This window comes from Virgibacillus carmonensis, from assembly GCF_057836705.1.
Map to the genome: position 1 here is coordinate 1 of NZ_JBYQFJ010000021.1, position 12719 is coordinate 12719.

Annotated in this window: 8 protein-coding genes; 7 read left to right on the forward strand and 1 reads right to left on the reverse strand. The window is 38.5% G+C overall.

Annotated elements, in window-relative coordinates; all coding sequences use genetic code 11:
- The first annotated feature begins 162 nt into the window (after nucleotides 1-162).
- The 7 genes from AC3G7N_RS14980 to AC3G7N_RS15010 all read left to right on the forward strand — a co-directional run bounded on the left by AC3G7N_RS14980 (nucleotide 163) and on the right by AC3G7N_RS15010 (nucleotide 11121).
- On the forward strand, nucleotides 163-1227 hold the full coding sequence (locus AC3G7N_RS14980) for a Gfo/Idh/MocA family protein (protein WP_489423018.1): 1065 nt from the start codon (nucleotides 163-165) through the stop codon (nucleotides 1225-1227).
- A 620-nt stretch (nucleotides 1228-1847) separates the two neighbouring features.
- On the forward strand, nucleotides 1848-2912 hold the full coding sequence (locus AC3G7N_RS14985) for a Gfo/Idh/MocA family protein (protein ID WP_489422973.1): 1065 nt from the start codon (nucleotides 1848-1850) through the stop codon (nucleotides 2910-2912).
- 13 nt (nucleotides 2913-2925) lie between these two features.
- On the forward strand, nucleotides 2926-3699 hold the full coding sequence (locus AC3G7N_RS14990; protein ID WP_489422974.1) for a TIM barrel protein: 774 nt from the start codon (nucleotides 2926-2928) through the stop codon (nucleotides 3697-3699).
- Nucleotides 3700-3762: 63 nt separating this feature from the next.
- Nucleotides 3763-6903 (forward strand): beta-galactosidase, LacZ type, encoded by a 3141-nt coding sequence (gene lacZ, locus AC3G7N_RS14995; RefSeq protein ID WP_489422975.1) that lies wholly within the window; start codon nucleotides 3763-3765, stop codon nucleotides 6901-6903.
- Nucleotides 6904-7992 carry a GNAT family N-acetyltransferase gene (locus AC3G7N_RS15000; RefSeq protein ID WP_489422976.1) on the forward strand — a complete coding sequence of 363 codons (1089 nt, stop codon included), beginning with the start codon at nucleotides 6904-6906 and terminating at the stop codon, nucleotides 7990-7992. It abuts the gene before it with no gap.
- A 32-nt stretch (nucleotides 7993-8024) separates the two neighbouring features.
- Nucleotides 8025-9704 carry a DUF4091 domain-containing protein gene (locus tag AC3G7N_RS15005; protein WP_489422977.1) on the forward strand — a complete coding sequence of 560 codons (1680 nt, stop codon included), beginning with the start codon at nucleotides 8025-8027 and terminating at the stop codon, nucleotides 9702-9704.
- A 130-nt stretch (nucleotides 9705-9834) separates the two neighbouring features.
- Nucleotides 9835-11121: an alpha-L-fucosidase gene (locus AC3G7N_RS15010; protein ID WP_489422978.1), complete on the forward strand. Its 1287-nt coding sequence runs from the start codon at nucleotides 9835-9837 to the stop codon at nucleotides 11119-11121.
- Nucleotides 11122-11230: 109 nt separating this feature from the next.
- Here AC3G7N_RS15010 and AC3G7N_RS15015 read toward each other — a convergent pair whose 3' ends face one another.
- On the reverse strand, nucleotides 11231-12691 hold the full coding sequence (locus tag AC3G7N_RS15015; RefSeq protein WP_489422979.1) for a sodium/proline symporter: 1461 nt from the start codon (nucleotides 12689-12691) through the stop codon (nucleotides 11231-11233).
- Nucleotides 12692-12719: the final 28 nt, after the last annotated feature.

Genomic DNA, 12719 nt, shown 5'->3' on the forward strand with positions numbered 1-12719 from the left:
CCGGAGTGCGTAGCACGAGGAGGCTCACCAGCCACCCGCGGAAAGCGACTATCCATAGCGGAAATCACGGCGCTGTTACGTCGCAGTTTATATCAACTGCGTGGTTTAAAAAATAACAATCCTTACGAAAAAAGCCTTAAAAAAAGAAATGAGGGTAATACAATGGAGAAAATAAAAATAGGTGTAATTGGAGCAGGTTCTATATCGGATATGCATTTTGAATCCTATAAAAATAATAACGATGTTGAAATCTATGCTGTTTGTGATAGTAATGAGCAAAGGGCACAGGAAAAGGCAACGAAGTACGGTGCAGGAAAATATTATGGTGACTATCAAGAATTACTAGCTGATCCACAGGTTGATGCTGTAAGTATTTGTACATGGAATAACTCTCATGCGGAAATTTCAATTGCTGCTTTAGATGCTGGTAAACATGTATTAGTAGAAAAGCCATTATGTAAAACGGTGGAAGAAGCTTATGAGATCGAAAAAGCAGCAAAAACAAATAATGAAAAAACATTACAAGTAGGGTTCGTTCGCCGATTTGGGACAAATACACAAGTATTAAAGAAATTCATCGATTCGGGCGAACTTGGTGACATCTATTATGCAAAAGCATCCTGTTTACGTGCTTTGGGGAACCCCGGTGGATGGTTTTCTGATAAGGAGCGCTCAGGTGGCGGTCCGTTAATTGATTTAGGTGTGCATGTTATTGACTTATGCTGGTATCTAATGGGTAAACCAAAAGTAAAATCAATTAGTGGAAATACGTACAACAAACTGGGGAACCGCTCAAATGTGGAAAACAAATCATTTTATAAAGCTGCTGATTATGACCCTGATAAAAATACGGTAGAGGATTTAGCTAATGCGATTATTCGATTTGAAAATGGTGCATCTTTAATGATTGATGTCAGCTTCACGCTTCATGCGAAGGAAGAATCAATCGCTGTTAATTTATTTGGAGACAAAGGTGGTGCAGAAATCGAACCTGAACTTCAACTGGTAATGGAAAAAAACAATACCATGTTGAACGCTACACCACAAATTGATTCGTTATCATTTGATTTCAATAAAGGGTTCCAAAAAGAAATCGATCACTTTGTATCCTGTGTGAAAGGTGAAACAGAAACAATCAGCCCTGTTCAGGACGGTGTGGAAGTTATGAAAATATTAGCGGGCATCTATGAATCTAGTGAAAAAGGTGCGGAAATTCATTTCGAATAAATGAACTATCGTTTGTATACTGACACGTTTTAAAGATGGCCCTTTTCGTACGCATTGTTGCTTTTCATTTTCATAGTTGATATAAAATGCGACGTAGCATACCGCTCCGGAAATACAATGCGATGTGGCTAAAAATCATGTTCGGTACCCTGCGATTGCTGCGGAAAAACACTACGCTTTCCGCGGGCTCGCGCTGAGCCTCCTCGCGAGCAAAAATCGCTCACTGCGGGGTCTCAACGTCTTCGCTGTTTCCGCAGGAGTCTCCGTGTTTTTCCTTCGCTAGGGTTGAGCCTAACAATATCAATTTATTTGATTGTTTAGATCACACAGTCAGCCAGTAATTTATGGCAGTTGATTGGAGCGGAGGACAGTTGACTCCTGCGGGAACAGCACGAGTCTGAAGACCCCGCAGGAAGTGGTTTTCTTCCGAGGAGGCTGAGGCCGTGCCCGCGGAAAGCAACTGTCCGCAGCGGAAATCAACATAGCAGTTATGTCGCATTCTATATCTATTCTCTCAAAAGCAACAATCTTTACGAAAACAGCCTTAAAATTTGAATAACACTGCCTCCTTTTGAATTGTCGGGGGAGGTAATTTTTTATAAGTAAGTGGGGGATGGAGAATGACACAAGTTCTACGAGTTGGAATTATTGGAGCCGGCGCAATTGCGAAAGAGGTTCATATACCAAACTATCTTAAGCAAGAAAATAAAGTGAAAATAATAGCGGTTGCCGATGTGGTAAGAAGTAATGCGGAATCTTTAGCTGATACATATAATATTGCACATGTTTTTACAGACTTTCAAGAAATGATGGATACTATTGAACTTGATGTTGTAAGTGTTTGTACGCCGAATAAATTTCACGCTGTCGCTACAATTGCCGCTCTTGAAGCAGGTTACCATGTTATGTGTGAAAAGCCGCCTGCGATGACTGTGGAAGAAGCAGAGCGGATGGAAGCGGCCTCGAAAAAGTCAGGTAAACTATTAACGTATGGCCTTAGTTTTCGACATACTCCTGAAGTCGACACTTTAAAAAGATTTATTGATGCAGATGACCTCGGTGAAATTTATGCTGCGCGTGTTCACGCGATTCGTCGACGGGGAATTCCTGGATGGGGTGTATTTACGAATAAGGAACTTCAAGGTGGTGGTCCGCTAATCGATATTGGCGTTCATATGTTGGACACGGCATTGTACTTAATGGGATATCCAGAACCAGATACCGTTTTTGGTGTCACCTATCAAAAGATAGGCAACAAAAAAGGCGTAGGAATGGCTGGAGAATGGGATTGGAACAATTTTTCCATAGAGGATATGGCGCGAGGAATGATTACCTTTAAAAATGGTTCATCAATCATTCTGGAAGCAGCATTTGCTGCAAATATTGAAAAACACGACGAGATGTCCGTTTCCTTAATGGGTGATCAAGGCGGTGCTGACGTTTTTCCATTGAAAATGTATCAGGAAAAACATGAAACACTAATAGATATTACGCCTTCATACCTCCCGAAGAAAGGGAATTACGAACTTCAGATGGAACGTTTTATTAACTGTTGTTTAACGGGTGAGCAACCAATTAGTACTGCTGAACAAGGTGTGAAGCTCCAAAAGATCATTAATGGTTTATATGAATCAGCTGAAAAGGGCGAGGCTATTAAACTAAAAGCAAACGTAACAGCAGAATAAGGGAGTTGGCACAATGAAGTATTCACTTTGCTTTGGTGCTTATAGTGGAGAAAATCCTGTTTATCATCTTAAAAAGGTGAAAGAGCATGGTTTTCACGGTTTGGAATATTATAACTGGTGGGATTTAAATATAAAAGAAGTTGCTAAAGAACAAGAGAAAATTGGTGTTGGAATTAGTGCAACTTGTACCAGTTTTTTTAATTTAATTGATCCAAGCTATCGAAAAAATTACATTGATGGATTAACAAACACGATAGAAGCATGCAAGATATTAGGAACGAAATCAATTATTACACAATCTGGTAATGTACGCGAAGGAGTTTTACGCGGAAAACAGCAGGAAGCAATGATAGAAACATTGAAAGAATGCGCCTTCCTTTGCGAACAGGCGGGAATTACTTTAGAGGTTGAACCATTAAACGGACTTGTCGATCATCCAGGGCACTTTCTACAATATTCCAACGAGGCTTCATCTATTATTGATCAAGTAGATAGTCCATATGTTAAGCTTCTTTTTGATGTTTATCATCAACAAATTACAGAAGGAAATATTATTCGAAATGCAACCGTCCAAATAAAACATATAAACCACTTCCATTTAGCTGACAATCCTGGCAGAAAACAGCCCGGAACAGGAGAACTAAATTATGTTAACATTCTTCAAGCTATTAAAGCAACCGGATATAAAGGGTTTGTGGGACTTGAATGTGACTACACAATTGGTACGGATGAAGCGATTGAGCAAATTAAACAAACAATAATAACTCAGGTTGAATCACGGACGTAGTGAATTAAGTAATCGGAAAATCAGACGGAAAAAATATTTAGGATATAAAGGGGATTATACACTATGAGTTTGCAAGACTTGCAATCATTACATGTATTACATAGAAATCGTGTCAAAAGCCGTTCCTATTTTATTCCTTTTTCAGATGAACAAAAGGCGTTGACATATGAACGAGGTAACTCTGAACGTTTTCAATTGTTAAATGGTGTTTGGAAGTTTAATTACGCAGATAACCCACATGAAGCACCAACAGGTTTTCACCAGAAAGATTTTGATGTTAGCAATTGGGATGATATTGAGGTTCCTCATCATTGGCAACTTCAAGGGTATGATAAGCCCCATTATACAAATGTAAATTATCCATTCCCAGTTGATCCACCTCATGTCCCAACTGAAAATCCAACCGGCTCGTATCATCGTGAATTTTATGTTCCTGATGGATGGATTAACGACCAGGTATATTTAAGGTTTGAAGGTGTTGATAACTGTTTCCATCTTTGGGTGAACGGGAAAGAGGTTGGCTTTAGCAAAGGAAGCAGATTGCCCGCTGAATTTAATATTTCAGGTTATCTGCAGCCAGGTAAAAATAGTGTAGCGGTACGTGTCTATAAATGGTCGGATTCTACCTATATAGAAGATCAGGATATGTGGTGGCTGAGCGGGATTTTTAGAGACGTTTATTTACTATCCAGACCAAATGTGCATGTTAGAGACTTGTTTATTCGGACTGATTTAGATGAAAAATATGAAGATGCTACATTAAAAGTGGATGTTGAAATAGAAAATAAACTAGGACAATCAATCGATGATTTGAAAGTAGCGTATTATTTATTGGATGCACAAAAGGAACACGTTGCAGAGACTACGGGAAGTGAAACTACTTCGTTGTCAGGAGAAAAATCAAACCTTCTTACTATCGAAATTCCCATTAGAAATCCGGAAAAGTGGTCTGCCGAAATTCCATATTTATACCATATGGTGATTAAAGTATATGATGATCATGGTAATAAAGAGGTAATTACCAAAAAGGTTGGATTCCGTTCAGTGGAATTAAAGGATGGATTAGTTTTGATTAATGGTGTGGCTATTAAGTTTAAAGGGGTAAACCGTCATGATAGTCATCCGGACCTTGGCCGCGCAGTTCCGCTTGATCATATGGCCAAAGATATTAAATTAATGAAGCAAGGTAATATTAATGCAGTACGATCGGCTCATTATCCAAATGAACCAAGATTCTATGATTTATGTGATGAGTATGGATTGTATGTTATTAATGAAGCTGACCTGGAGACCCATGGATTTGAAACAATTGGAAACATCAATCAACTTAGTGATGATCCGGAATGGGGAGAAGCTTATGTTGATCGAATGGAAAGAATGGTTGAACGAGATAAGAACCATCCATCAATTGTAATGTGGTCATTAGGCAATGAATCAGGAAATGGAATTAACCAGAAAGCGATGGTTAACTGGGCTGTAAAAAAAGACACGACTAGGCTTATTCATCATGAAGGGGAGTCACGAGAATTTTATCAGGAAAATGATTTTAAGAAAGAGCCTTTGCTATCTGACGTGCACACAACGATGTATACTGCAGTTGATTTATTAGATAAGGTAGGTCATTATACAGAACTAACAAAACCGCATATTCTTTGTGAATATGCACATGCGATGGGCAATGGACCGGGTGCATTAAAGGAATATTGGGAAGTATTTTATAAGCATCGACGTCTTCAAGGCGGATTTGTATGGGAATGGGCTGATCATGGGATACGAACACAAAGTGAAGATGGGCAAGAATACTTTGCTTATGGTGGTGATTTTGGTGATCAGCCAAATGACTATAATTTTGTAATTGATGGGCTTGTGATGCCTGACCGAACTCCCTCACCAGGGTATTTAGAACATAAGAAAGTTGTTGAACCTGTAAAGGTCGAGGAGATGGATTTAAAGGCCGGAAAGATAAAAATTACAAACAGATATGATTTTATTTCATTAGATCATTTAATTTTATCATGGAATCTGGAAGCAGATGGAGAAGTCATACAAAATGGAACTACTCCCATAAATGGAATTGAAGGGGGTTCTACAAAAGAGTTAACTGTTCCTTATCAATTACCAGGAAAACTTCTGAACAAAACGGATTATTGGTTAAACATTCAATTTATACTAGCAACTGAAGCGAATTGGGCTACGATAGGACATGAAGTAGCATGGGCACAGTTTGAACTGCCACAAAAGTCTACGTTAACGGATGACGTTAGTAGTGGACCTATCCATCCGTTAGATGTTAAAACAGAAGATTTGAAAATAAATGTGCAACGTTCAAATTTTGAAATAAGCTTCAATAGAATAACGGGTCAAATTCAATCGTGGAAATTTAATGGATTATCTCTTATTCATGCGGGTCCAAAACTAGAATTTTGGCGGGCTATGATAGATAACGATTATCATTCGGTAAGAGAATGGAAACAACATGGTGTACATTGGCTGCAGCAAAGAACGGACCAAGTTGATTGGCAATTATCTGATGATAAGTCTTATTTTAATATAAAGGTCGTTCAAAAAATTGCGCCACCTATGATAGCTTGGGGAATCGTTGTGGAACTTACCTACACCATTTACGGAAGTGGGGAAGTTGTTGTGGATATAAGCGGGAAACCAACAGGTCATGCACCAAAAACACTTCCACGTATAGGTTTTGGTATGACATTGCCGAAAACGCTAGATCAAGTAACCTGGTATGGTAGAGGTCCCGGTGAATCCTATGTAGATAGTATGCTGGCAAATCGTTGTGGCATTTATAAAAATTCCGTGGATGGTCTTTTTACGAATTATGTATACCCACAAGAAAATGGAAACCGGACAGGTGTAAATTGGGTAACTTTCACTAATTTGCGTGGGATGGGCTTATTTGTATCAGGTTCACCAGATTTTAACTTTAGTGCACATCATTATTCAATAGAAGATCTTGATCAAGCACACCACACATATGAACTTGAGAAAAATGAAGAAATTTTTGTTCACTTGGATCATATGCAGCATGGTCTGGGTTCTGCGAGCTGTGGACCGGATGTATTGCCGGAAAGTGAACTGTATACAAGGAACTTTAATTTCAATTTACGATTAAAACCTTTTTCTATTGATCAAATTTCACCAGTGGAATTACGTAAGCAAAAGCTGATGTATGAAGGGGAGGTATAAATGGAGATTCGACGATTAAAGGCGGATGAATTTGAACAGGCAATACAGTTATCTGATCAGACATTTCGGGATGAAGACCACACCTCAATGGGGGGAGCATTTCCACAGGTTTTTTCTAAGGAATTACAACAGTCATTCGGTGCATTTGATGAGGGGAAGTTAGTCAGTTTTATTGGATTAGTCCCATCCAAAATACGTGTGGAAAAGGCAGAACTTAATACCTTTTCAATTGGGGCCGTATGCACACATCCCGATTATCGAAATCAAGGGATATCAAGTACAATTTTAAAAGAAGTTTATCAGTATATTGATCAGGCAAAGGCATCCTTATTGTTTGTATCCGGTGACCGCGGATTGTATAAACGAAATCAGTGTTACCAATTTGGGAGAGTATATAAGTATAGGCTTGCTGCATCAGCCGTAAATCGATATGAAGGTTCTATTCGAGAAGCTAATATAACCGATATTTTTAAAATTGCCGAATTATTAAAAGCGAAGGAAGTCAGCTATGAAAGCAGTACTTGGGAATGGTTAACGCTTCTTGAAGCTGGTGGTTATGCAAGTATTTTTAAAATGGAACAAACATTATATATCGCCGAAAAAAATGGTGTGGTAGAAGGGTATGCCGCTATCGCCATACCAACTGAAAATAGTACAAAGGAACAAGCCATTGTAACGGATTGGGGAGGTAATCCAAAAGCTGTTAATGGGATTTTAATGAATTGTATAGACAAGAAAATTGTCCAAGAAATAGATATATCCATTCCATGGCAAGATCCGTTACATGAAGAATTGAATGATGATTTTCCTTATGAAACGAAACATAATGGTGGGACGATATATGTTGTAAATTGTAAGAGATTGATAGAACAGGCGATGCCCTATTTGAGGAGACGTAATCCCGGATTGGTTCAGGATTTACTAGTTAATACAGATGATGAGAATATAAGCATACAATTTGAGAATACGAAAATAACGTTAACACCAGAGGAGTTAGTGAAGGTGCTGTTTGACTTTCAAGAGGATCCTAAACTGCAAGCGTTATTTCCTATCCCGTTACCAAATACGGAAGGGATTCATTATGTGTAATATGCAGGAAAGGGAGAAGGGGGATGTAATAAATGGTCGAAAAATACAACGAATCATTTGAAACCCGCTGTCTAAGTTCTTTGACGAAGGTATTTGCAGATGAAGAATTAAAAGATAAACCGTTTAGTAAAGCTTCCGCGCTCCTAAATGAAACCTTTTCCTTTCAGGTTGCATTTAAGATGAATAAAGATTCTCCAATAAAAATAAACGCTCGCATTGAAGGGGATATACAGAACCTGGTTAAAATTAGAGCAGTTGGTCATGTTCCTTCAGACCTACCGTGTTATGACGACCATGATGATCATATACTTCGGGCTACACCGGGTTTGTACCCTGATCCACTTTATCCATTAGATGAGGAGGGACTGTCTGCTCCTTCCAATCAGTGGTGTTCGGTTTGGGTAACTGTCGAACTGAATAAAGAAGTACAGCCTGGTAACCATCTGGTTAGAGTGGTTCTTGAGTCAGAATCAGATGGTGTACTTGGCATGGAAACATTTGAACTTGAAGTAATACCCAAGGTGTTACCTGAGCAACAACTCATCCATACACAATGGTTTCATACAGATTGTTTGGCGACGTATTATGATGTAGATGTATTTAGTGAAAAACACTGGCAATTGATTGATCAATATGTACAAACAGCAGCTGAGCATGGTATAAATATGCTGTTAACACCTTTGTTCACCCCTCCATTGGATACTGAAATTGGTGCAGAACGTCCAACCGTTCAGCTAGTGGACCTGGAAAAGTTCGGCGACAATTATCAATTTTGTTTTGATAAGCTAATCCGGTGGGTAGAATTGTGTTCGAAGCGAGGGATTAAGTACTTTGAGTTTTCTCATTTATTTACTCAATGGGGGGCCAAGCACGCTCCGAAAATTATGGCGAATGAAAATGGTAAAGTAAGAAAAATATTTGGATGGGAAACGGATGCGGTGGGAGAATCGTATAAACAGTTTCTTTCACAATTTTTACCTGAGCTTGTTGAATTTATAAAAAAAAATAAACTTGAAAAAAGAGTTTATTTTCATGTATCTGATGAACCTGCCCTGGCTGAATTGGAATCTTATAAAAAGGCTGCTGAAATCATCCATTACTATTTGTCCGAATTTCCTGTGATTGACGCATTGTCAGACTATACGTTTTATGAGCAAGGTTTAGTGAAAAACCCAATTCCTTCCAATAACCATATGGAACCTTTTATCGAAAATAGAGTACCAAATCTATGGACCTATTATTGTTGTGCACAGTACAAAGAAGTATCGAACAGATTCTTTAACTTTCCATCTGCTCGTAATCGGATTAGTGGAATACAACTTTATAAATATCAGATAAAGGGATTTCTTCACTGGGGGTATAACTTTTGGTATTCAAGTTTGTCCCGTAAGAAAATTGATCCTTTTCAAGTCACTGATGCAGATCATAGTTTTCCTTCTGGGGATGCCTTTCTTGTTTATCCTGGTGAACTAGGGCCAATCGAATCAATCAGAATGGAAGTATTCTATGATGCACTTCAAGATTTAAGAGCATTGCAACTGCTGGAAAATCTAGCTGGTAGAGAAAAAGTAATGGATTTAGTTGAGAAATCACTTGATCAGCCTTTAACATTTACCGAGTATCCTCGTGAAAGCGAATGGCTGTTGGCTATTAGGGAAGAGGTTAATCAAAAAATTTCTGAAATATGTGTAAAGTCCGAACTGAAAAAATGATGGACATGAGTATTCAAATTTAATTCTGTATATTGAGGAAGAAGAATTCATACTTTTTCCTTTCTTCTACATTAATAATGTTTATTTTGAATCGAAGGGATCTTGACCATGGAAGATACGGAGGTATTTAATGAATACAGACAATAGAATTAAACCTACTGAAAAACAACTTCATTTCCAAAGTTGGGAATATGGTTTTTTTATACACTTTGGTTTACGGACCTTTTATGAAGGATACAAAGATTTTGATGAAAGGCCAATGTCACCAACTTCGTATATGCCAACAAACTTGGATTGCAACCAGTGGATTCATACTGCAAAAGAAGCTGGTATGAAGTACGCTGTCCTAACTGCGAAGCACCATGATGGTTTTGCAAATTGGCCTTCAAAATATACTGAGTTCTCAGTTGCCCATTCACCGTGGAAAAATGGGAAAGGAGACGTTGTTCAGGAGTTTGTTGCGGCATGCAAGAAATATGGCATTAAACCAGGTCTCTATTACTCGCCCTATGATGGTTCTGCTGATTTTTATAACAAGAGTGGTAAGGCGTATGACGATTATTTTGTAAATCAAATAACAGAATTATTATCCAATTATGGAGATATTGAAATTCTTTGGTTTGATGGGGCTGGCTCAGAAGGACATGAGTATGACTGGAAACGGATTGTCGATAGAATCCGAACTCTACAGCCAAACATTCTTATATTTAACATGGCTGACCCTGATTTCCGTTGGGTTGGTAATGAGGACGGGATAGCACCTGTACCTTGCTGGAATGTTGTGGATACTGTTGAAGTTTCTGTTCTGAGTGATAAACAAGAGCAACTGGGGGATCAGCTATGGTTACCAGCAGAGTGTGATGTCCAAATGAGAGAGAATTGGTTTTATAGTGACAATGATGAACATACGGTGAAAAGTCTTGAAGATTTAATGGGGATTTATTATCACTCTGTTGGACGGGGGGCTAATTTATTACTCAATATTGGACCAGATCGACAAGGGCTTTTGCCAAAAAAAGATGCCCAGCGATTGCTTGGTTTTGGTGCAGAAATAAAGAGTCGATTTGATAAACCTATTGCAACAATTGAACAGTGTATATTTAGTAAGGATAGATGGATCTATCAACCCCAAAAACCGCACCTACTAGATCATGTTGTTATTCAAGAGGATTTAAAGAACGGTGAGCGTGTTCGAAACTTTAAGATTATAGTCAATACCGCAAATAACCAGCGTCCTCTTACCATTTACGAAGGAATTAATATTGGAAATAAAGCAATTATACGAATACCGTCTATAAAAGTTCAGGAAGTAATTCTTGAAATTACGGAAAGCGATGAAGAACCTGTAATTCGCGAACTATCATTCTTTCACCATGGTGAGAACATATCCAAAAAAATGCTTGTAGGATTTGAATAAATTACGGAAATGTTCAGACAAATAAGGACTAACAACCTAACTACTGAAAAAACAAATGACCATCAAATTAATGGTCATTTGTTTTTTGGCGATAGTAAGTGTACTTCACTTACAATGCCTTTTCCACCGTATCCACTCCTGTTTTCTGATTCTTATCAGGCATTAGTAGACTAAATACAATACCGAAAAATGCTGCGATAAAAAACGTTGTAAATTTAGACGTAATGATACCTTCAAGAGGTGTGCTGATCCATAATAGGGTAGAAAACAGCCCGGCAAGAATGGTAGCAACAACCCCTGCACTTGAGTACCTTTTCCAGAAAAAGGTCATTAAGATAGCGGGAGATAGGGTACAACCAACTCCGGCCCAAGCCCAACTTACGACGAGATACAATAATGAATCTGAAACTAATGCAATTGTCATACCAACGAGGCCAAAAAATACAACTGAAATTCGAGAGATCCAAATTAATTGTTTTTCCGTTAATTCGATTCCCATTGCTTTATGAATGATGTCTTCACTGACAGAACTTGTTACAACCATAAGTTGAGAATCAGCAGTTGTAATGATTGCGGCCAAGACACCTGCAAGAAGAATACCTGCAATCCAAGTAGGGAATAGATCGAGAATCATTGTTGGTAGAATAATTTCAACATCGGCAAATGACCCTTGACTATACATTGCGATAGCACATAAACCTATCAAAAATGCTCCACCGTAGGCTAAAAATGTCCAAATGATAGCGACTATACTACCTTGTTTGGCATCTTTATCATTTTTAAGTGCCATGAATCGGGCACTGAGCTGCGGCTGACCGCCTAGAAAGCCGAAGAACCAGGAAAAGTTATTGAAGAATAATACACCAAGGGCAAATCCAGTTAGACCACCGAACCAGCTATTAAATGAACCGCCTACATTGACAAGTGATTGACTAATAGACAAGTCGTTTGTATTAATGTAAATTAGGGCGACTATCGGCAAGGCAACTAGGGTAATTAACATCATGACACTCTGAATCATATCGGTCCAAACAACTGAAATGAAACCTCCTGCAAAGGCGATAACGATAATAATAATTGTAGCTAATATAATACCAGTTGTAGTAGACATGCCAAATGTCGTGAAAAGCATTTTCCCAGCGCCCGCCATTTGTGCACCGACATAAAACATGAGAAATCCGGCAATTAAAATACTGGTTAACCAGCGAATCACATTAGCTTTTTGCCCAAAGCGAGCAGCTAAGTAATCTGGGAGTGTTAGAACGTTATATTTGTCTGTTTCTCTCATGAACTTTCTCGCTAAGACCAACCAAGCAAAGATAATCCCTGAACCAATCCCCGCTGCAACCCAAAACGAAGCTAAACCAGTCGTGAAAACAAACCCTGTATATCCTAATAGTAACCAAGCCGATTCTCCCGTTGCGCGTTCGGAAAAAGCTAATGCCCAGCCAGGTAACTTTTTTCCACCTAATAGAAAGTCAGAATGTGTTTTACTATTTTTACTGAAATGATAGCCGATTAGTAAAATAACGATACAGTACAAGACAAACTCAACAAGAATAATAGTCATGGTAAACCCCCTCATATTGAAAACGCTT